At 54.9% G+C, this 21,563-nt stretch carries 20 protein-coding genes; 7 read left to right on the top strand and 13 right to left on the bottom strand.

Features of this window, described 5'->3' with window-relative positions:
• The first annotated feature begins 115 nt into the window (after window positions 1-115).
• Both metG and AB7E14_RS02625 read left to right on the top strand, forming a co-directional pair.
• Window positions 116-2,149, top strand: a complete 2,034-nt coding sequence (gene metG, locus AB7E14_RS02630) for a methionine--tRNA ligase (RefSeq protein ID WP_316962517.1) — start codon at window positions 116-118, stop codon at window positions 2,147-2,149.
• Between the two features lie 203 nt (window positions 2,150-2,352).
• The gene (locus tag AB7E14_RS02625; RefSeq protein ID WP_428169310.1) at window positions 2,353-2,811 is read left to right on the top strand and encodes a YehR family lipoprotein; all 459 of its coding nucleotides are present in this window, start codon (window positions 2,353-2,355) and stop codon (window positions 2,809-2,811) included.
• A 44-nt stretch (window positions 2,812-2,855) separates the two neighbouring features.
• Here AB7E14_RS02625 and AB7E14_RS02620 read toward each other — a convergent pair whose 3' ends face one another.
• The 3 genes from AB7E14_RS02620 to AB7E14_RS02610 are packed head-to-tail and all read right to left on the bottom strand — an operon-like array spanning window position 2,856 to window position 5,773.
• Window positions 2,856-3,326, bottom strand: coding sequence for a DUF1456 family protein (locus tag AB7E14_RS02620; protein ID WP_043001885.1), 471 nt, complete (start codon window positions 3,324-3,326; stop codon window positions 2,856-2,858).
• A 46-nt stretch (window positions 3,327-3,372) separates the two neighbouring features.
• On the bottom strand, window positions 3,373-4,092 hold the full coding sequence (gene btsR, locus AB7E14_RS02615) for a two-component system response regulator BtsR (protein WP_043000153.1): 720 nt from the start codon (window positions 4,090-4,092) through the stop codon (window positions 3,373-3,375).
• Window positions 4,085-5,773 (bottom strand): sensor histidine kinase, encoded by a 1,689-nt coding sequence (locus AB7E14_RS02610; protein WP_043000152.1) that lies wholly within the window; start codon window positions 5,771-5,773, stop codon window positions 4,085-4,087. Before AB7E14_RS02610 ends, btsR begins: the two co-directional genes overlap by 8 nt.
• A gap of 224 nt (window positions 5,774-5,997) precedes the next feature.
• Here AB7E14_RS02610 and mlrA point away from each other — a divergent pair, with 224 nt between their 5' ends.
• Window positions 5,998-6,729, top strand: coding sequence for an HTH-type transcriptional regulator MlrA (gene mlrA, locus AB7E14_RS02605; RefSeq protein WP_043000151.1), 732 nt, complete (start codon window positions 5,998-6,000; stop codon window positions 6,727-6,729).
• Window positions 6,730-6,788: 59 nt separating this feature from the next.
• Complete coding sequence (locus tag AB7E14_RS02600) at window positions 6,789-6,896, top strand: protein YohO (RefSeq protein ID WP_042318015.1); 108 nt, start codon at window positions 6,789-6,791, stop codon at window positions 6,894-6,896.
• Here AB7E14_RS02600 and AB7E14_RS02595 read toward each other — a convergent pair.
• The 5 genes from AB7E14_RS02595 to bglX form a co-directional block, all read right to left on the bottom strand.
• Window positions 6,877-7,608, bottom strand: a complete 732-nt coding sequence (locus AB7E14_RS02595; RefSeq protein ID WP_043000150.1) for an ABC transporter permease — start codon at window positions 7,606-7,608, stop codon at window positions 6,877-6,879. The genes AB7E14_RS02600 and AB7E14_RS02595 overlap by 20 nt on opposite strands.
• Complete coding sequence (locus AB7E14_RS02590; RefSeq protein ID WP_044258667.1) at window positions 7,592-8,539, bottom strand: ABC transporter ATP-binding protein; 948 nt, start codon at window positions 8,537-8,539, stop codon at window positions 7,592-7,594. The genes AB7E14_RS02595 and AB7E14_RS02590 overlap by 17 nt, the downstream gene beginning before the upstream one ends.
• Window positions 8,532-9,698, bottom strand: coding sequence for an ABC transporter permease (locus AB7E14_RS02585; RefSeq protein ID WP_316962516.1), 1,167 nt, complete (start codon window positions 9,696-9,698; stop codon window positions 8,532-8,534). The genes AB7E14_RS02590 and AB7E14_RS02585 overlap by 8 nt, the downstream gene beginning before the upstream one ends.
• Window positions 9,699-9,713: 15 nt before the next feature.
• Window positions 9,714-10,631 carry a glycine betaine ABC transporter substrate-binding protein OsmF gene (osmF, locus tag AB7E14_RS02580; RefSeq protein WP_044266125.1) on the bottom strand — a complete coding sequence of 306 codons (918 nt, stop codon included), beginning with the start codon at window positions 10,629-10,631 and terminating at the stop codon, window positions 9,714-9,716.
• A gap of 141 nt (window positions 10,632-10,772) precedes the next feature.
• Window positions 10,773-13,070, bottom strand: a complete 2,298-nt coding sequence (gene bglX, locus AB7E14_RS02575; protein ID WP_043000146.1) for a beta-glucosidase BglX — start codon at window positions 13,068-13,070, stop codon at window positions 10,773-10,775.
• Between the two features lie 216 nt (window positions 13,071-13,286).
• Here bglX and dld point away from each other — a divergent pair, with 216 nt between their 5' ends.
• Both dld and AB7E14_RS02565 read left to right on the top strand, forming a co-directional pair.
• Window positions 13,287-15,008: a D-lactate dehydrogenase gene (gene dld, locus AB7E14_RS02570; protein WP_316962515.1), complete on the top strand. Its 1,722-nt coding sequence runs from the start codon at window positions 13,287-13,289 to the stop codon at window positions 15,006-15,008.
• 112 nt (window positions 15,009-15,120) lie between these two features.
• Window positions 15,121-15,675: a GNAT family N-acetyltransferase gene (locus AB7E14_RS02565; protein WP_043000144.1), complete on the top strand. Its 555-nt coding sequence runs from the start codon at window positions 15,121-15,123 to the stop codon at window positions 15,673-15,675.
• Here the strand turns inward: AB7E14_RS02565 and pbpG are convergent, their stop codons facing one another.
• Together pbpG and AB7E14_RS02555 are read right to left on the bottom strand one after the other, a co-directional pair.
• Window positions 15,676-16,623, bottom strand: coding sequence for a D-alanyl-D-alanine endopeptidase (pbpG, locus tag AB7E14_RS02560; protein WP_099433303.1), 948 nt, complete (start codon window positions 16,621-16,623; stop codon window positions 15,676-15,678).
• A gap of 165 nt (window positions 16,624-16,788) precedes the next feature.
• Window positions 16,789-17,376 carry a Yip1 family protein gene (locus AB7E14_RS02555; protein WP_043000142.1) on the bottom strand — a complete coding sequence of 196 codons (588 nt, stop codon included), beginning with the start codon at window positions 17,374-17,376 and terminating at the stop codon, window positions 16,789-16,791.
• Between the two features lie 163 nt (window positions 17,377-17,539).
• Here AB7E14_RS02555 and AB7E14_RS02550 point away from each other — a divergent pair, with 163 nt between their 5' ends.
• Window positions 17,540-18,109, top strand: coding sequence for a DedA family protein (locus AB7E14_RS02550; RefSeq protein WP_043000141.1), 570 nt, complete (start codon window positions 17,540-17,542; stop codon window positions 18,107-18,109).
• A gap of 5 nt (window positions 18,110-18,114) precedes the next feature.
• On the opposite strand, the gene AB7E14_RS02545 is transcribed toward AB7E14_RS02550, so the two are convergent.
• The 3 genes from AB7E14_RS02545 to dusC form a co-directional block, all read right to left on the bottom strand.
• Window positions 18,115-18,876: an SDR family oxidoreductase gene (locus AB7E14_RS02545; RefSeq protein ID WP_316962514.1), complete on the bottom strand. Its 762-nt coding sequence runs from the start codon at window positions 18,874-18,876 to the stop codon at window positions 18,115-18,117.
• Between the two features lie 67 nt (window positions 18,877-18,943).
• The gene (gene mdtQ / locus AB7E14_RS02540) at window positions 18,944-20,383 is read right to left on the bottom strand and encodes a multidrug resistance outer membrane protein MdtQ (protein ID WP_044326529.1); all 1,440 of its coding nucleotides are present in this window, start codon (window positions 20,381-20,383) and stop codon (window positions 18,944-18,946) included.
• Between the two features lie 144 nt (window positions 20,384-20,527).
• Complete coding sequence (gene dusC / locus AB7E14_RS02535) at window positions 20,528-21,466, bottom strand: tRNA dihydrouridine(16) synthase DusC (protein ID WP_428169309.1); 939 nt, start codon at window positions 21,464-21,466, stop codon at window positions 20,528-20,530.
• Window positions 21,467-21,563: the final 97 nt, after the last annotated feature.

Below are 21,563 nucleotides of genomic sequence, written 5' to 3'. Positions count from 1 at the left end.
ACTCCAGCGGTAACAATTATTCATTTGTGGTTTGATGCCCTTAATTCTTGGCGTAGTTATTACCTTTCAGGTAACATCAGAACCCCCTTTCAACAGAGAAGAAGTAACATCTACTATGACTCAAGTCGCGAAGAAAATTCTGGTAACGTGCGCGCTGCCGTACGCCAACGGCTCAATCCACCTCGGCCATATGCTGGAGCACATCCAGGCTGATGTCTGGGTCCGTTACCAACGAATGCGCGGCCACGAGGTCAACTTCATCTGCGCCGACGACGCCCACGGCACGCCGATCATGCTGAAAGCACAGCAGCTTGGCATCACTCCGGAGCAGATGATTGGTGAAATGAGTCAGGAGCACCAGACGGATTTCGCCGGGTTCAACATCAGCTATGACAACTACCACTCCACGCACAGCGACGAGAACCGGGAGTTGTCTGAGCTCATCTATACCCGTCTGAAAGATAACGGTTTTATTAAGAACCGCACCATTTCTCAGCTCTACGATCCGGAAAAAGGCATGTTCCTGCCGGATCGTTTTGTGAAAGGTACCTGCCCGAAATGTAAATCACCGGATCAATACGGCGACAACTGCGAAGTGTGCGGCGCGACCTACAGCCCGACTGAGCTGATCGAACCGAAGTCTGTGGTCTCTGGCGCGACGCCAGTGATGCGTGACTCCGAACACTTCTTCTTTGACCTGCCCTCTTTCAGCGAAATGCTGCAGGCGTGGACTCGAAGCGGCGCGCTGCAGGAGCAGGTGGCGAACAAAATGCAGGAATGGTTTGAATCCGGCCTGCAGCAGTGGGATATCTCCCGCGATGCCCCTTACTTTGGTTTTGAAATCCCGAATGCGCCAGGCAAATATTTCTATGTCTGGCTGGATGCGCCAATCGGCTACATGGGCTCTTTCAAAAACCTGTGCGATAAGCGCGGCGATACCGTCAGCTTCGACGAATACTGGAAGAAAGATTCTACTGCCGAACTGTATCACTTCATCGGCAAAGATATCGTCTATTTCCATAGCCTGTTCTGGCCTGCCATGCTGGAAGGCAGCAACTTCCGTAAACCGACGAACCTGTTCGTGCATGGTTATGTCACGGTCAACGGCGCGAAGATGTCCAAATCCCGCGGCACGTTTATTAAGGCCAGCACCTGGCTGAACCATTTTGATGCCGACAGCCTGCGTTACTACTACACCGCGAAGCTCTCTTCGCGCATTGATGATATCGACCTGAATCTGGAAGACTTCGTCCAGCGCGTAAACGCCGATATCGTCAACAAGGTGGTTAACCTCGCCTCCCGTAACGCTGGCTTTATCAACAAACGTTTCGATGGTGTACTGGCGGCTGAACTGGCTGACCCTGCGCTGTATAAAACCTTTACCGATGCAGCGGCTGTGATTGGCGAGGCGTGGGAAAGCCGTGAGTTCGGCAAAGCGATCCGTGAAATCATGGCGCTGGCGGATGTCGCGAACCGCTATGTTGACGAACAGGCACCGTGGGTGGTGGCGAAACAGGAAGGTCGCGACGCCGATCTGCAGGCGATCTGCTCAATGGGCATCAACCTGTTCCGCGTGCTGATGACGTACCTGAAGCCGGTGCTGCCGACGCTGAGCGAGCGCGTTGAAGCATTCCTGAACAGCGAACTGCGTTGGGATGCTATTGCGCAACCGCTTCTGGGCCATAAGGTCAATACTTTCAAAGCTCTGTATAACCGTATCGATATGAAGCAGGTGGAAGCGCTGGTGGAAGCCTCTAAAGAAGAGGTGAAAGCTATGGCAGCTCCGGTAACCGGCCCACTGGCGGACTTCCCGATTCAGGAAACCATTACCTTTGACGATTTCGCGAAAGTCGATCTGCGCGTAGCGTTGATTGAAAACGCTGAATTCGTTGATGGCTCCGATAAACTGCTGCGCCTGACGCTGGATTTGGGCGGCGAGAAGCGTAACGTCTTCTCCGGCATTCGCTCTGCTTATCCGGACCCGCAGGTGCTGATTGGTCGTCATACGGTCATGGTGGCAAACCTGGCGCCGCGTAAAATGCGCTTCGGCATCTCAGAAGGGATGGTGATGGCCGCAGGTCCTGGCGGGACAGACATCTTTCTGCTGACCCCGGATGAAGGCGCAAAGCCTGGACACCAGGTTAAATAAGCCTCTCTAAAGCGCCGCTCTCGCGGCGCTTTTTCTTTTGCGTCATATTAATCCAGGCAATAACTCGCGTGATTTCAGATTTTTCAATGATCATTTTCAGGCATATTCAGTAGCCATTTCCCCCTCTCCTGCCTCACTTCTGGTATACATACCCAGCAAGGTTTATTTTTGAGCACCAGACGTTTAATAAAATGGAGTTTTACATGAAAGCATTAAATACGTTTTTTTCGGTCGTTTTTGCGTCAGTTCTCGTTTTCTCTCTGGCAGGATGTGGTGACAAGGAAGAAAGCAAAACATTCAAAGCGGACGTCAATGGCACTGAGATCGTAATGACCTATACCTACAAGGGTGACAAAGTCATTAAGCAGACCTCAGAGAACAAAATCAACTATGCCTCTATCGGGGTAAAAACCAAAGAAGATGCGGCGAAAATCCTCGATCCGATCAGCGAAAAATATCAAAACATTCCTGGCGTGGAAGAAAAGCTGACCTATAAGGATGGCTACGCGGAAGAATCCGTTTCTGTTGACATGGAAAAAGTTGACTTTAAAAAGCTGCAGGGCGTGATGGGTACGCAATTCTCGGGTGACCCAAGCAACGGCATTAGCATGAAACAGAGCCAGAAAATGCTGGAAACCGCTGGCTTTAAGGAAGTGAAATAATCAAACGACGACGACCTGGCATCCAGCCGGGTCGTCGCTTTCTATCAGCCTTTATTGCCGTGCAGACGCGCCGTCAATCCGCGCAGGAAATAACGCATAAACTGATCACCACACTCGCGGTAGTTTTTATGATCCGGAGAACGCATCATGGCGGTGATTTCCGGCATTGAAACGCGAACGTTCTGCTGGGTCATAATCGCCTGAATATCATCCGTTTTCAGTGAAAAAGCGATACGCAGCTTTTTCAGCACCGTATTGTTGTTCACCCGACGCTCAAGCGCCAGTTCAGGCGCAGACTCATCTTTGCCGCGCTTCTCGTAAATCAGGCCGTTCAGGAATCCGGAGAGGATAATATCCGGGCAGCGGACAAACCCCTCTTCATCTTCCCTGGTCATCCAGGTGTCGAAACCCGCAGAGGTGGATTCCATGTCGGCCAGCGCAAGAATGCGCACCATGTCGTTATTATTGGCTTTCAGGGCGTAGCGCAGGCTACGAAGAATATCGTTACTTAGCATAGAGCCTTCAACTGTCGATAATGCAATGGCGCGCAGTGTATCAGTTTTACAGGCCAATCGCCTCTTTCAAACTTTTCAGATAGCGGCGACTGACCGGAACAGTTAACCCATTACGCAGTATCAGTTCCGCCTGACCGTTATCTTCCAGACGAATTTCCTGTAACTGCGCCATGTTAACCAGATATTGTCGATGACAGCGCAGCAATGGCGTGCGGCTTTCCAGCGTTCTGAGCGTCAGTTCAGTAAAGCCTTCTTTGCCGTCGCTGCTGGTGACATAAACACCGCTCATGCGACTGCTGACGAAAGCGACATCATCCATTTGCAGCAGATAGATCCGGCTATGGCCGCTACAGGGGATAAACTTCAGCGACTGTTGGTTTTCCGGCAATACCGATACGTCCTGTTTGCTCCGCTCCTGGCGCAGGCGGCTAAGGGTTTTCTCCAGCCGCGCCTCTTCTATCGGTTTAAGCAGATAATCAAAAGCGTGTTCTTCAAAGGCTTTAATTGCGTATTCGTCAAAAGCGGTCAGAAAAACAATATACGGCCGATGCTCCGGGTCGAGCATACCCACCATTTCCAGCCCGCTGATACGCGGCATTTGAATATCCAGAAACAGCACGTCCGGATGCAGTCGATGCACCGCGCCAATCGCTTCCACGGCGTTGGCGCACTCGCCAACGATCTCGATATCACTTTGTTCCTGTAACAGGATCCGCAGATTTTCCCGCGCTAACGGTTCATCATCCACAATCAGCACTTTAATCATGCGTCTCCTCCAGGGGCAGTCGTAGGGTTATTCGGGTAAAGCAATCCGGTTCGCAGACGACGCTAATACCATAATCATCGCCAAACCGTTCACGCAGGCGTTTATCCACCAGATTCATGCCCAGACCGCTGACGTTCGCGGAGGGCTGATACAACCCGGCGTTATCTTCAATATCCAGCATCAAATACTGCCCTTCCTGACGGGCGGTGATGGACACCTCCCCCGTCCCCAGCAGTTGCGATGTCCCATGCTTAATGGCGTTTTCGACTATGGGTTGCAGGGTGAAGGCTGGCAACTGTTGATGCGCCAGCGCATCCGGCACGTTTAAACTCACCTGCAACCGCGACTGGAATCGCGCTTTCTCGATTTGCAGATAGGCATTCACGTGCTCAATTTCGTCGGCCAGTGTGACGATCTCCGACGGGCGCTTTAAGTTCTTACGGAAAAAGGTAGAGAGATCCTGTACCAGTTGGCTCGCCTGTTCACTGTCGCGGCGCACCACCGCTTTGATGGTGTTGAGCGCATTAAACAGAAAATGCGGATTGACCTGCGCATGCAGCAGCTTAATTTCTGACTGCGTCAACATCGCTTTCTGACGTTCATATTGTCCAGCAAGGATCTGCGCGGAAAGTAGCTGCGCAATCCCCTCACCCAGCGTTCGGTTAATGGAACTGAACAACCGGTTTTTCGCTTCATAGAGTTTGATGGTGCCCATCACCCGTTGGTTTTCTCCGCGTAAGGGAATGACCAGCGTAGAACCGAGCTTGCACTGTGGATGCAGTGAGCAGCGATACGGCACTTCGTTGCCGTCAGCGTAAACCACCTCGCCCGTCTCGATGGCCCGCAGCGTGTAACCGGAGGAGATCGGCCTGCCCGGCAGGTGATGGTCGTCGCCAATCCCGGTAAAGGCTAACAGCCGCTCGCGGTCAGTAATTGCCACCGCGCCGATATCGAGTTCTTTGTACAGCACCTGCGCCACCTTCATGCTGTTCACTTCGTTGAATCCCTGGCGCAAGATCCCCTCGGTGGAGGCCGCCACTTTCAGCGCAGTAGCGGAAAACGCAGAGGTATATTTTTCAAACATCGCCCGCTTGTCGAGCAAAATACGCATAAACAGCGCCGCACCGACGGTGTTGGTGACCATCATGGGAGCGGCGATATTGCTGACCAGTCGGTAAGCATCGTCAAACGGCCGGGCTATCAGCAAAATGATCAGCATCTGTACCATTTCGGCGACAAATGTGATCGCCCCGGCCGTCAGCGGATTAAAGACTTTATCCGTGCGTCCCCGCCGCGTCAGCACGCTGTGCACCAGACCACCCAGCAATCCTTCCACGATGGTGGAGATCATACAACTGAGCGCCGTCATGCCGCCCATTGAGTAGCGGTGCAGACCCCCGGTCAGCCCCACCAGTCCACCCACGACCGGCCCGCCAAGCAGACCGCCCATCACCGCGCCAATTGCCCGTGTGTTGGCGATAGAGTCGTCAATATGCAGACCGAAATAGGTGCCGAGGATACAGAAAATGGAGAAGGTTACGTAGCACAGCAGTTTGTGCGGCAAACGAACGGTTACCTGCATCAATGGTATGAATAAACGAGTTTTACTCATCAGCCATGCGATAACCAAAAACACGCACATCTGCTGAAGCAGCAGCAACACCAGATTAAACTCGTACATACCTGCAGACCACACATCAACTAAAACCGCGTAACATACATCGACTCGCGGGATCTGTCTTTGAACTGTTGCATAAAATGAGAAATTAGTAAGGGATATCACACAAAAAGTACCGGTGTACTGATAAACCCCCCCCCTCACCTGAACAAAAAACAGACAAAACTACCTGGTTCGAAAAAGAGCGACTAAAGTTAGACTGGGACCTCGCGAGCAAGGATAAAATAATGGCGCTTTACACCATAGGTGAAGTGGCTTTGCTTTGTGATATTAACCCCGTTACGCTTCGCGCGTGGCAACGGCGTTATGGATTATTGAAACCCCAGCGTACCGACGGGGGGCATCGCCTGTTCAATGATTCGGATATCGACAGGATCCGCGAAATCAAGCACTGGATAGATAACGGGGTGCAGGTCAGCAAAGTCAAAATGCTGTTGAGCAATGAGAACGTAGACCTGCAAAACGGCTGGCGTGAACAACAGGAAATCCTGTTGCACTATCTGCAAAACAACAATCTGCACAACCTGCGGGTCTGGCTGAAAGAGCGTGGCCAGGATTTCCCCGCGCAAACGCTGACCACCCATCTTTTTCTTCCGCTACGTCGACGATTGCAGTGCCAACAGCCGACGCTACTGGCACTACTGGGGATCCTTGATGGCGTACTGATCAACTACGTCGCCATTTGCCTCGCCTCAGCCAGAAAAAAACAGGGGAAAGATGCGCTGGTGGTGGGCTGGAATATTCACGATACCACGCGTTTGTGGCTGGAAGGCTGGGTCGCCAGTCAGCAGGGATGGCGGGTTGACGTACTGGCCCATTCGCTGAGCCAGTTTCGCCCGGACCTGTTCGAAGGGCGCACCTTACTGGTGTGGTGCGGTGAAAATCAAACATCGGCGCAGCAACAGCAACTGAATGCCTGGCGTGCGGAAGGGCACGATATTTACCCGCTTGGCATTTAATGATTCATTAACAGCTACGCTTCTCTGTATAATCTCTGGGTTAACATAAGGAGAACATCATGAGCGTAGCAAAAATCGGTGTCATCACCCTCTTTTTACTCATGGCCATCGGCGGTATTGGCGGCGTGATGCTTGCAGGCTATACCTTCATTTTGCGTGCCGGCTAAGGTGCTGCACTAACCGTTCGAACAGGCGGTCTACGATGATCGCCGCCAGCGCAACCAGCAACGCCCCCTGAATGACATACGCCGTATTGAACCCGCTCAGACCAATGATAATCGGTGTACCGAGCGTGCTGGCCCCTACCGTCGACGCGATAGTCGCAGTGCCAATATTGATAATCACCGACGTTCGCACACCTGCCAGAATCACCGGTGCCGCCAGCGGCAGCTCAACCTTGCGTAACTGTTGTCCCGGACTCATCCCCATGCCACTGGCAATGCTGCGCACACTTTCCGGGATCGATCCTATCCCCGCCAGCGTCGCCTGGAGGATGGGTAACACGCCGTACAGAATCAACGCAATAATGGCCGGTTGCTGACCAAACCCCATCACCGGCACCGCAATCGCCAATACCGCGACGGGCGGGAAGGTTTGTCCAACGGCGGCAATGGTCTCCACCAGCGGACGAAACTCTCTTCCCCATGGTCGGGTCACCACAATCCCGGCGCCGACACCAATCACCACCGCAAACAGGCTCGACACGGCCACCAGCCAGAAATGGGCCAGCGCCAGCGCGAGAAAGCTCTCCTGCTGATAGACCGGACGTGGAAGTTCGGGAAACAGGCTGGCGAAAATCGCCTGACTGTGCGGTAAACCTGCCAGCATCAGCAGGAAAAGTGCGATCAGCCAGAGCAGCGGGTCACGCAGTCGTTTCATGCGTCAGCGTCTCCGATAGCAGATCGCGAAAATGCAGTGTCCCGCAAACCATGCCCTGCCGGTTGACCACCGGTAACACATCGCGGCCGTGCGCGACAAACGCTGAAAGCGCATCGCGCAGCGTCATCGCTTCCGTCAGCGCCTCTCCGTCAATGCGCTCATCCCGGCGAACATAGTCCGCCACGGTGCGCAGTGACAGCAGTCGCACCCCCAGTTCACTGCGACCGAAAAACTGTTGCACAAAATCATTCGTCGGGGCCGTCAGCATCGCCAACGGTGTCCCTTGCTGGACTATCTCGCCGCCGTCCATCAGCACCAGATGCTCCGCCAGTCGCAGCGCTTCATCAATGTCGTGCGTCACCAGCACAATGGTTCGCCCCAGCAAACGGTGGATGCGGGTCATCTCTTGCTGCAACGCCCCACGCGTGACCGGATCCAGCGCGCCAAACGGTTCATCCATTAACAGCACCTGCGGATCGGCGGCCAGCGCCCGCGCCACGCCCACGCGCTGCTGCTGCCCACCGGAAAGCTGGTGCGGATAGCGCTCGCGCAATCCCTCTTCCAGCCCGAGCAGCGCCATTAATTCTGCCACCCGCTCATCAATTTTTCTGCGCGGCCACTTCAGCAGTTGCGGCACGGTGGCGATGTTCTGCGCCACCGTCCAGTGCGGAAACAGGCCAATCGACTGAATCGCGTAGCCCATCCGTCGGCGCAGTTCCAGCACCGGCAGACTGCGGATTTCTTCGCCTGCAAAGCGGATCCTGCCGCTGTCATGCTCCACCAGTCGGTTAATCATTTTCAGGGTCGTGGATTTCCCCGAGCCCGAGGTTCCAATCAGCACTGAGAAACTGCCTTCCTGAATGTGCAGGTTCAGGTTGCTAACCGCGTTGTGCTCACCAAAGGCTTTATTTACGTGGCTAAATTCAATCATGGTGGGTTACCTTCAGCAGAGCGATCCCTAAATCAAACAGCGCATCAATCAGTACCGCCAGTGCGATAACCGGGATCACCCCCAGCAGCACCAGATCCACGGCACTGCTGAGCAGTCCCTGAAACACCAGCGCGCCAAAACCGCCAGCGCCAATCAGCGCCGCAATGACGGCCATCCCGACGGTCTGTACCATCACCACCCGCAGGCTACGTAAAAAGACTGGCAACGCCAGCGGCAACTGCACGTGAAGGAAACGCTGAGCGGTGCTCATGCCCATCGCACGTGCGCTTTCCAGAACATCACGGGGAACCTGATTCAGCCCGGTCACCACGCCACGAACCAGCGGCAGAAGCGCATACAGCACCAGCGCGATCAACGCCGGGGTCAAACCGGTTCCCGCCACGCCCACCGTGGCAAGCCAGGGGAACGCTTTTACCAGTCCGGCAAGCGGCGCAATCAACAAGCCAAACAGGGCAACGGAAGGAACGGTCTGGATCACATTGAGGACGGTAAACACCGGTCCCTGGCGGGACGGGAAAAAATAACATCCGATACCGAGGGGAATGCCAATCACCAGCGCGGGCAATACGGTACCTGACAACAGCGTCAAATGTTGAGCCAGTGCATCATCAAAGACATCCTGGCGGTTAGCGTACTCTTTGAGTAACGAGAGATCGTCGAACGTTCCCGTCAACAGGAGTAGGAGGGGAACAATCGCTATCTGCGTATGTAACACCCAGCGCCAGAGAGGTTGCGCGGTGATCCGCCGGATGGCATCGCTGCAGGCCAGCAATCCGAGCGCAAGCCCCAGCCACAGACCGCTTCCCACACTGGTTCGCGCCAGCGGTGTCCCGGTTTCAGCCAGATACGTCGCCGCCTTGCCGACGCTCCACAACATCAGGATCACCAGCAGTTGCGCCACCACCAGCGTGCACACGGCCCCCTTTCTTCCCGGCACAAAGCACAAGGTCAACATGGCGCAACCCGCGCCGGTGAGCATCGACACCGAACCTGGCCAGAGCGTCCAGAGCTGGCGTCCCTCTCCCGATACCAGGCGATTCGGCGCATAGTTCACAAACGGCAGCGCGACAGCAGCGGCTGAAAGAATAACCAGCAGCAACAGTACGCGCTGAATACTGACTTTTGACACGTCACCCAACCTTTTTCAGTCCGTTTACTTCACCCATCCCTTTTGTTTCAGATAGTCCGCCGCCACTTTTTTGGCGTCCAACCCTTCAACGGCAATGCTGGCATTAAGTTGTTGCAACGTTTTTTCATCGAGGCTGGCAAACACCGGTTGCAGCCATTCCGCCATCTGCGGGTACTCCTTCAGTACCGCCTCACGCACCACAGGCGCTGGCGCATAAATGGGCTGAACGCCTTTAGGATCGCTTAAGGTCTGTAGCCCCAGCGCGGCGACCGGACCATCCGTACCGTAGGCCATCGCGGCATTGACGCCGGACGTTTGCTGCGCGGCCGCTTTGATGGTCACGGCGGTGTCACCCCCTGCCAGCGACAGCAACTGATCCTGACTGAGTTTGAAATCGTAGGCTTTTTCGAAAGCGGGCAGCGCGTCTGCACGCTCGATAAATTCAGCGGAGGCGGCCAGTTTGAAAGTACCGCCCTCTTTCAGATAACGCCCGAGATCGGCCAGTGAGGTGAGTTTATTTTTTTCGGCGACATCGCTGCGCACCGCGATAGTCCAGGTATTATTAGCTGGCGCCGGCGTTAACCAGACCAGCTTATTTTGCTCCGCATCGAGTTTTTTGACTTTCTCAAAGCCAGCTTGTGCGTTTTTCCACGCCGGATCGCTTTCATCTTTGAAAAAGAATGCGCCGTTACCGGTATATTCAGGGTAGATATCCAGTTCGCCTGAGGTGATCGCGCCGCGCACGACCGGCGTGGTGCCTAACTGGACTTTATTGACCGTTTTGACGCCGTGGCTTTCCAGCACCTGCAAAATGATGTTGCCGAGCAGCGCGCCTTCGGTGTCAATTTTCGAACCGACCTTCACCGGCGACGCCGCCTGCAAGGGTAAGCTCACTGCCGCTAACAGCGCCAGCGAACCGGCCCAAATCTTTGAGATTGTCATGAAGCTTTCCTCATCTTTTTGCCGACTTTTTCAGCGACTTGAGGGGAAAGCATAGTCGAAAAGTATTCGGTTAACCCGACATTTCCGTTTTTTCACGGGACCAACAAGGGGGAACCCATTGGTCAGTTCCCCCTGTAACCGTTACAGCAATTCAAACGATCCCTGCTTCACGCGGGCAGAATCGACGCCGATAAAGACGTTGAACTTGCCGGGTTCGGCATCGAACTTCATCTGCTGATTCCAGAACTTCAACGCATTGATATCAATCGGGAAACTAACGGTTTGCGTTTCACCAGGTTTCAGGTTCACTTTCTTAAAGCCTTTCAGCTCTTTCACCGGGCGGCTCAGGGAAGCCGTGACGTCCTGCACATACAGCTGGATCACCGTCTCACCTTCACGCTTACCGGTGTTGGTTACCTTCACACTTGCCGTCACGCTGCCGTCGCGTTTCAGGGTTGGCGCAGAGAGCGTCACGTCAGAAACGTCAAACGTGGTGTAACTCAGACCATAACCAAATGGATAGAGCGGACCGTTCGCTTCGTCAAAGTAGCGAGAGGTGTATTTGTTCGGCTTGTCGGCGTTATACGGACGACCGGTGTTGAGGTGGCTGTAATAGGTCGGGATCTGCCCTACCGAACGCGGGAAAGACATGGGCAGTTTGCCCGACGGGTTGTAGTCGCCAAACAGGACGTCGGCGATCGCGTTGCCGCCTTCTGTACCGGCAAACCAGGTTTCCAGAATCGCATCGGCCTGTTGATCTTCTTTCACCAACGCCAGCGGACGACCGTTCATTAGCACCAGCACCAGCGGTTTGCCGGTCGCTTTCAGGGCCGCAATCAGATCGCGCTGGCTCTGTGGCAGCGTGATATCCGTACGGCTTGACGCTTCATGCGCCATGCCCTGCGCCTCACCCACTACGGCGACAACTACGTCAGACTGCTTCGCCGCCTTGACGGCTTCATCAATCATCTCCTGAGGTGAACGTGGATCCACCTTCACCGCCTCTTCGTACTGATTGAGGAAGGTGACAATGTCTTTATCGTTAGTGACGTTGGCCCCATGGGCGTACACCACTTTACCCTTTGTACCGAGAGCATTTTTAATACCGGTCAGCACCGTGATGGACTGATCGGCAACGCCTGCGGCGGACCAACTGCCCATCACGTCGCGTTTGCTGTCCGCCAGCGGGCCAACAACCGCAATCGTCCCCGATTTTTTCAGCGGCAGCGTGTCGAGGCGGTTTTTCAACAGCACCAGACTTTCACGCGCCACTTCACGCGCCTCTTTCCGGTGCAGACGGCTTTCGGCGTTGGTATCCACCGGATCAGACTCTTTTGCCCCCAGATGGCTGTACGGATCGTTAAACAACCCCATGTCATATTTCACGTTGAGTACATGCCGCGTCGCGTCATCCAGCTCCGCCATCGTCACTTTGCCGGATTTGATCAGCCCTGGCAGATATTTGCTGTAATACTCGTCGCTCATACTCATGTTAATGCCGGACTTGAGCGCCACGCGGACGGCATCTTCCGGGTCGGAGGCGGTGCCGTGTTTAATCAGCTCTTTGATAGCACCATGGTCAGAAACGGTAATACCTTTGAAGCCCCACTTGTCGCGCAGAATGTCTTTCAGCAGCCAGGCATCAGAGGTCGCTGGCGTGCCGTTCAATGAGTTCAGCGCCACCATCACCGCGCCGCTACCTGCATCCAGACCGGCTTTGTACGGCGGCATGTAGTCGTTAAACAGGCGCTGCGGGCTCATGTCGACGGTGTTGTACTCTTTACCGCCCTCCACGGCGCCGTAGGCGGCGAAGTGCTTAACGCTGGTCATCACCGAATAGCGATCCGCCGGGCTTTTGCCCTGCATCGCTTCCACCATCGTTTTTCCCATGATGGAGGTCAGATACGTATCTTCGCCAAAGCCTTCCGAGGCGCGTCCCCAGCGCGGATCGCGGGAGACATCGACCATCGGCGCCCAGGTCATGTTCAGGCCGTCGTCGGCGGCTTCATACGCCGAGATGCGTCCGACGGTTTTCACCGCGTCGAGGTTAAAAGAGGACGCCAGTCCGAGGCTAATCGGGAAGACGGTACGCTGGCCGTGCAATACGTCGTAGGCAAAAAAGAGAGGGATTTTCAGGCGGCTCAGTTCCATCACCTGATCCTGCATTTTGCGGATATCCTGACGGGTAACGGTGTTAAAAATTGCCCCCACCTGGCCGTCTTTGATCATCTCGCGGATCGCTTCTTTCGGGTTATCCGGGCCGACGCTGATTAAACGCAACTGACCAATCTTTTCATCGACAGTCATTTTCGTCAGCAACTGGGTGACAAACGCGTCCCGCGCTTCCGGCGTCAGCGGATGGTTTCCGAACAGCTCCTCCGCCAGCGCGGGTTGCAATGCCAGACTAACTGCGACACCTACAGAACATAGCCATTTCATGTTGATTCTCTCTTCCTCTAAAGCCCGACGTGGCAGCGAAAATATAGCAAAAACCGCATTTTGCCATAAGCCTAAACGGCAGCGCGGCAGAAAGCTAAGGTTATTCTCTTAATTTTCAACGCCGCCAATTCAAAGACAGCGTGAATGAGAAAGCGTATTGTCATACAAAGCGCTATGCTTGAACCTGATATTTTGTCCCACCACAAGGAGTGGAAAATGTCTTCCATTACAACAACTGATAATAAAACCTTCCTGAATGAGCTCGCCCGTCTGGTGGGACATTCACACCTGCTTACCGAACCGGCTAAAACCGCCCGCTATCGCAAGGGCTTCCGTTCCGGTCAGGGCGACGCCCTGGCGGTGGTCTTTCCCGGATCGCTGCTGGAACTCTGGCGCGTGCTGAACGCCTGCGTCAACGCCGATAAAATTATCCTGATGCAGGCCGCCAATACCGGCCTGACCGAAGGTTCCACGCCGAACGGCAATGACTATGACCGCGAGATTGTGATTATCAGCACCCTGCGCCTCGACAAACTGCACGTGTTGGGCAAAGGCGAGCAGGTATTGGCGTATCCAGGCACCACGCTGTACTCACTGGAAAAAGCGCTGAAACCCCTGGGGCGTGAACCGCACTCGGTGATTGGCTCATCATGTATCGGCGCGTCGGTCATTGGTGGGATCTGTAATAACTCCGGTGGCTCGCTGGTGCAAAGAGGCCCGGCGTATACCGAAATGTCCCTGTTTGCCCGCATTGATGAAAACGGCAAGCTGCAACTGGTTAACCATTTGGGGATCGATCTGGGGCAAACGCCGGAGCAGATCCTGAGTCAATTGGACGATGAGCGGATCAAAGAGGAAAATGTCCGCCACGACGGGCGTCATGCGCATGACCACAACTACGTCACCCGCGTCAGAGACATTGATGCCGACACCCCCGCGCGCTATAACGCTGACCCGGAGCGCCTGTTCGAGTCCTCCGGCTGCGCCGGGAAACTGGCGGTCTTCGCCGTGCGTCTCGACACCTTTGAAGCGGAAAAAAACCAGCAGGTGTTTTACATTGGCACCAACCAACCCGAGGTGCTGACAGCGCTCCGTCGCCATATTCTGTCGACGTTCGACAATCTGCCGGTCGCGGGTGAATACATGCACCGCGATATCTACGACATTGCTGAACAGTACGGCAAAGACACCTTCCTGATGATTGACAAGCTCGGCACCGACAAAATGCCGTTCTTCTTCACGCTGAAGGGCCGCACCGATGCGATGCTGGAAAAGGTGAAATGCTTCCGTCCGCACTTTACCGACCGCGCGATGCAAAAGTTTGGTCACCTGTTCCCGAGTCATCTGCCGCCGCGCATGAAAAGCTGGCGCGATAAATATGAACATCATCTGCTGTTAAAAATGGCGGGCGATGGCGTCGCTGAAGCGCAAAACTGGCTCACGGAATTTTTTAAAACCGCAGAAGGCGACTTCTTTGCCTGCACGCCGGAAGAAGGCAGCAAGGCTTTCCTGCACCGCTTTGCAGCCGCTGGCGCGGCGATTCGCTACCAGGCGGTTCATGCCGATGAGGTGGAGGATATTCTGGCGCTGGATATCGCCCTGCGCCGCAATGACACCGAATGGTATGAACATCTGCCGGCGGAAATCGACAGCCAACTGGTACATAAACTCTATTACGGTCACTTTATGTGCTATGTCTTCCACCAGGATTACATCGTGAAGAAAGGCGTGGATGCTCACGCGCTGAAAGAGCAAATGCTGGAACTGCTGCAACAGCGCGGTGCGCAATATCCGGCGGAGCATAACGTCGGGCATCTGTATGAAGCACCGCCCGCGCTGACCCGTTTTTATCGCGAAAATGACCCGACCAACAGTATGAATCCCGGAATAGGCAAGACCAGTAAGCAGAAATTCTGGAAAGTCCCCTCTTCTGATTAACTCCAGTAAACTGCTTAATGGCGCAGGCTGGATTTGCACGAAATATCGTGCAAAAGTAAGCAGATGTACCGGAGTCGTGAGGACTCCGGTTTTCTTCGCAAAGGTGAGAACCATGTCTGTTGCCGATACGCTTTCTGATAACGATATTGCGGTGCGCGACGCGCTGCCCGACGACGTAGAGGCGATCTCCTCGTTATATGCGTGGCATGTGTTGAATGGCCGCGCCTCTTTTGAAGAAACGCCTCCGACGATCGATGAGATGCGCCGACGTATGCGTACGGTCGCGCAGTATGGTCTGCCGTGGCTGGTGGCGCTCTATCGCGGCGTGGTTGTCGGTTATTGCTACGCCACACAATATCGCCCGCGCCCGGCCTATCGCTATACCCTGGAAGAGTCGATTTATGTCGATGCCAGCATGACCGGACGCGGCATTGGCAGCCTGCTGATGCAGACGTTAATCACCCGCTGCGAGGAAGGGCCATGGCGGCAGATGGTGGCGGTGATTGGCGACGGGCATAACAACCCCGGGTCGCTGCGGTTGCATAAAAAACACGGTTTCGAGATTGCCGGACAATTGCGTAGCGTCGGGTATAAGAAAGGAGACTGGCGGGATACGTTGATTATGCAGCGCCCACTCAACGAAGGTGACTGGACGCTGCCGGAGTAATTAATCGTTTTGCGCGGTCTGCTCACCCGCATTGCCGCCCGCTGCAGCCATCTGTGCGGCTTTTTGCTTTTTATAGCTCAATGCCGCCGCCGGAACCGGCATCACTTTCCCGGTTTCGATCCACGTGCGTAAACGACTGGCATCGGCAAAATGGGTGTACTTGCCGAATGCATCCATTACCACCAGCGCCACCGGTTTATTGTTGATTACCGTGCGCATCACCAGGCAATGCCCTGCGGCGTTGGTGAAACCAGTTTTAGTGAGCTGAATATTCCAGTTGTCGCGATACACCAGATGGTTGGTATTGCGAAACGGCAGCGTATACGCCGGGTTGGCGAAGGTCGCCATATCTTCACGCGTGGTGCTCAGTTGCCCAATCAGCGGATACTGCTTGCTGGCGATCAGCAGTTTGGTGAGATCGCGCGCGGTCGACACGTTGTGAATCGACAAACCGGTTGGTTCCACAAAACGCGTCCGGGTCATGCCCAGCGCTTTTGCCTTCGCGTTCATCGCCTTAATAAAGGCGTTATAGCCGCCCGGATAATGGTGCGCCAGGCTTGCTGCGGCCCGGTTTTCCGAGGACATCAGCGCCAGCAGTAACATATCTTTACGGCTGATTTCACTGTTCAGCCGCACGCGAGAGTAGATCCCTTTCATCTCTGGCGTCTGGCTGATATCCACTTTCAGTTTTTCGTTCAGCGGCAGCCGTGCATCAAGCACCACCATCGCCGTCATTAATTTGGTTATCGACGCAATCGGACGCACCAGGTCCGGATGGTTCGAATAGATCACCTTATTGGTGTTCAGATCCACGATCATCGCACTACCGGAGGCAATCTCAGGTTGAGACGCCGCGGCAGCCGCCGCCGTTTTTGCCAGCGCTTGCGGCGCATAAGGCACAGCCAGCATCAGCGCCAGGCTCAGTATGGAAACTCGGAATTTCAGCATGATGAGATTTCAGAAAATGATTCACGCGTGATGACACGCACCGCCGAAGTCAGGATGGCTCAGGCTAGCAGAGGAATCATAGCGAGCTAATGACCTTGCCGCCAGAAGAGAATCGTCAGGAAATGCTGCGTTGCTGGCTTTTACACCAGCAACGCAGCACGATAATCAGAACAAGCGATAGCCGTATCCCCAGAGGATGACGGTCAGCGCCAGCAGCACTTCCAGTACCAGTACGCCGATAGCCAGGGTTGAACTGGAGAAGCTCAGCCCTTCGTCCTTATTGATATTCAGGAATGTCGGAATGCCCACATAGAGCAGATAGCCGGTATAGAACAACGCTACCGTCCCGACAAATGCGCAAAGCCACACCAGCGGATACAGCGCCACCAGACCGCTAAGAAACAGCGGCGTCGCCACATAACCGGCAAACACCATACAGTGCGTCAAAGACGGACGCTGCGGATAACTCCGCGCCATCCACCAGATCACGCGCCCCATGATCGCCACGCCCGCCAGCATCACGGCATAGAACAGAACAGCCAGCACCAGGCCCGTAAACAGAGAAAGCTTCAGGACAGTGCCGTCGCCAAAATTCCAGCCGATTTGCGTCGTACCAATGAAGGCACAAATGACCGGGATGGCCGCCATCAAAAGCACATGGTGGGTGTAGTGATGCGAAACCGTTTCGTTCTCGCTGTTGATCACCTGCATTTCACGATTGGGATGAGAAAACAGCCCCCAGACATGGTTCATACCGCCCCCTTGTTGTCAGCTGTGAACCTAACACTTCAAGTATAATTCAGCTTTTCGATTATTTATTGTACAGATAAAGAAATGCCGCCGCGCCTGATGGCCCTTTTTGAGCATCACGAATTCAGAGGGTGTATGCTTACCATTGTGGAGGTCATACATACGTATGGATATAAACAGTCTTATTGCGCAATACGGTTATGCCGCGCTGGTGGTTGGAAGTCTGGCGGAAGGCGAAACCATTACTCTGCTGGGGGGCGTAGCGGCGCATCAGGGATTACTCAAGTTCCCCCTCGTGGTCGTGGCCGTGGCCTTAGGCGGCATGATAGGCGATCAGTTACTGTATCTGCTGGGACGCCGCTTTGGTGGCAGGATCCTGCGCCGCTTTGCACGTCATCGTGACAAAATTCGTCAGGCGCAGAAGATGATCCAGCGTCGCCCGTATCTGTTCGTGATCGGCACCCGCTTTATGTACGGGTTTCGCGTGATTGGCCCGCTGTTGATTGGCGCCAGCCATCTGCCTCCAAAGATTTTTTTACCGTTGAATATCCTTGGCGCGCTGGTCTGGGCGCTGATCTTCACCACCCTGGGTTATGCAGGAGGTGAAGTGGTCGCGCCATGGTTGCATCATCTCGATCAGCATCTCAAACATTGGATCTGGCTGATTCTGGCAGTGGTGCTGGTGATCGGCGTTCGCTGGTGGTTGAAGCGCCGCAGCCGTAAACAGGTGGGGTAAGCGGGTTATTCCGGCCTGAACTGGGGATTGGCCAGCATAAATCCCCCATCCACAATAAACGATTGCCCGGTGGTATAACCCGCCTCTTCCGAGCACAGCCAGGCGACCAGACTGGCGATTTCCCGCGTCGACCCAGGTCTTCCCAGCGGGATTGACGGCTCGGTTCCCGGCTTAACGTCACTGTCATCCATATCATTCATCGGCGTGGCTATCGCCCCAGGCGCCACAGCGTTAACCAGAATGTTATGGCGGACCAGCTCAAGCGCCATGGCTTTGGTGAGTCCGCCGAGAGCATGTTTCGCCGCCGTGTAGGCGCTGGCCTCAGGTAACGGGGTATGTTCGTGCACCGAGGTAATATTGATAATGCGCCCCCCCTGTCCCTGCTTCACCATCTGGCGGGCCGCCAACTGTGAGCAGAGAAACGCCCCATCGACATCGACCGTAAATATCTGCCGCCAGTCGTCAAAGGAGGTCTCCAGGAATGCGGATTTGCTCATCGTTCCCGCGTTATTGACCAGCACATCGATCCGGCCAAAGCGCGCAATCAGATGTTCCAGCGCCTGTGCACCCTGCGGCAGCTGGCTCAGGTCCAGTTGAAGGGTCTCCGCCCGGACGCCATGACTTTCCACCTCACGGGCGGTATCACGCGCTCCCTGCTCGTCTGAATGCCAGGTGATGCCGATATCAAATCCCGCTTTCGCTAACTGAAGGGCGCACGCCTTGCCAATACCTGAATTGGAAGCCGTCACGATTGCTGCTTTTGCCATATCATCCTCCGGTTGCAACAGAACTGAGCCTTAAGTATAGAAACTCTCTACGAAGCAACCGAAATAATCAGGAATGATGGTAACCGCCGCCGAGCGCGCTGGTAAGCTGGATGGAGGCATCCAGCCACTGCCCCTGCAAAATCAGTCCGTTACTCTGCTCGCGCAGCGCGGGAATTCTGGCCTTGCTAACGAGAGAGCCTGCGATAATCCCGGCGTTATAGCGCGCCTGCGCCAGGCTGACCACTCGATCGGCGTCATGTTCAATCTGCTGCTGATGCTGATTTTTCTGCATCAGCGTCGCCACCTGACTGGCCGTGCGCGCCACATCGTTCACCGCATCAACGACAGCTTTGTTATAACGGGCGATCGACAAATTGTTCTGCGCCTGAGCGATATCAAGGTTGGCATTCAGTCTGCCACTGTCGAAGATCGGCAGCGTCAGGCCCGCGGTCACGCCCATCTGTTGGGCGGAACGGCGGAACAGATCGCTCAGATGCAGCGCATCCTGTTGCAAAAAGGCCATCAGATTGACGTCGGGGTAGAACGCCGCCTTCGCCGCCTCCACGCTGCTCATTGACGATTCGATCACCCAGTGCGCCGCCTGTAAATCCGCTCTGCGCGCCAGTAAGGAGTAGCCCAGCTGCGTCGGTAACTGGCTTTCCACTTTTGGCAGGCTCACCGGATGCAGCTTCAGCGCCGCCGACTGCGTGTTGGTCAGCGCGCTCAGACGCGCCTCAATCACCTTCATCTTCCCGGCAACCTCATTCAACTGCTGCTGGGTTTTACTGTCATCGATATCCGTTTCCACGCCTTCTACCGAAGAGGTGATGCCGTTATTGTACAACTGGCGATCGCTATCAATGATGTTGCGCTGTTCCCGTTCAATTTGGGTCAGCAGTTTGCTCAGCGCCGCCTCGGTCTGCCATTCCCAGTAAAGCCGCGTCACGCCGCTGGCTAACAGTTGGCGGGTTTGCTCTCGCTCGGCTTCCCGCGCTTTCACCGCCCCGATGCGCGCGGTCACTTCCGCGCGGTTCTTGCCCCATAAATCGAGATCCCAACCGGCCGTCAGGCCAAACGTACCGTTGGTGTACCACGGCCCCGTCGTGCCTGCGGCCGGATCGTTCAGGGCAAACGGCCCCATGATGCCTTCTGCGGACATTTTCTGCCGTTCGGCATTGGCGGAGAAATCGACCTGCGGCCCGTCCTGGGCTTCAACGGCTTTAGCCTGCGCTTCGGCCAGTCTGATTCGCTGTTCCGCCACCTGCATATCCGGAGAACGGGAAAGTGCGTTCTTCACTAACTCGTTCAACTGTGCGTCATGATAATCCTGCCACCACTGGCTTCCGGGCCACCCGTTCTTCAACGCTGGCGGCAGCGCCGAATCTACGTGAGAAGCGGGAAGTTGTTGAGTCAGCGTCTGTTGAGTGTCATGCATGGGAGCACATCCCGCGAGCAGAATAACCAGCGGAAAGCCCGCTTTCAGCGCGTGAAAAGAGTAACGAGTCATTAAAATATTCTGATAAGAAAAGGTGCGCGGAGCTTACCCGTTGTTGTGCGCGCTTTTTTAGTTACGCGTGGCATAACATCTTCAGCAATGAAAAGTCACACCTGGCAAAATATATCCAAGCAGAATATATGCAGCTCAATAATATTAAATTTCAATCGACTGGATCGCGCGGGCAATATCCGGTGAATTATTTAAGGCGCGAATCGACTGGAAAACGTCCGTGGCTTCTTCATATTCTTTTCGCAAATAGCCCAGCCATTGTTTAATACGCGCGACATGATATAAACCGGTGTCGCCCTGTTTTTCCAGACGGGTATACTTTTTCAGCAGTTCGACAACCTGCGGCCATGGCATTCGCGGCTCGTTATACTTCACCACCCGGCTGAGGTTGGGAATGTTTAATGCCCCGCGGCCAATCATCACCGCGTCACAGCCACTGACGGCCAGGCATTCCTGGGCGCTTTGCCAGTCCCAGATTTCACCGTTGGCAACCACCGGAATAGACAGTCGTTCGCGAATTTCGCCAATCGCCTGCCAGTTGATATGTTCCGCTTTATAGCCCTGCTCTTTGGTGCGCCCGTGTACAACCAGTTCACTCGCCCCGGCCTGCTGGGCGGCATCTGCAATCTCAAACTTTTTGTCGCCGCTGTCCCAGCCCAGACGCACTTTCACCGTCACCGGCAGATGCGCCGGCACCGCTTCACGCAGCGCTTTCGCGCCCTGATAGATGAGTTCCGGATCCTGCAGCAGCGTCGCACCGCCGCCGCTGCCGTTGACCATTTTTGACGGACACCCGCAGTTAAGATCAACACCGTAAGAACCGAGTTCCACGGCGCGGGCGGCATTTTCCGCCAGCCACTGGGGATACTGCCCTAACAGTTGCACGCGCACTAAAGTGCCGGATGGGGTCCGGCTACCGTTGAGCAGTTCGGGACAGAGTCGATGAAAGACTTTTACTGGCAAGAGTTGATCCACCACGCGCACAAATTCGGTGATGCAAAGATCGTAGTCATTCACTTCCGTCAGAAGTTCGCGCACCAGTGAATCAAGTACGCCTTCCATCGGCGCCAGTAAAACACGCATATCGTTATCCGCAAAAAAAAGAGGCGCTATCATAGCGCCTCTGTGCGATGAGCAAAACCTTTTGCCGGATGACGACGCAAAGCGCCTGTATTCTCAG

Source organism: Citrobacter sp., assembly GCF_050252275.1.
In the GTDB taxonomy this organism is placed as follows: Bacteria; Pseudomonadota; Gammaproteobacteria; order Enterobacterales; family Enterobacteriaceae; genus Citrobacter_A; species Citrobacter_A amalonaticus.
This window is presented reverse-complemented; position numbering and strand designations above follow the sequence as displayed.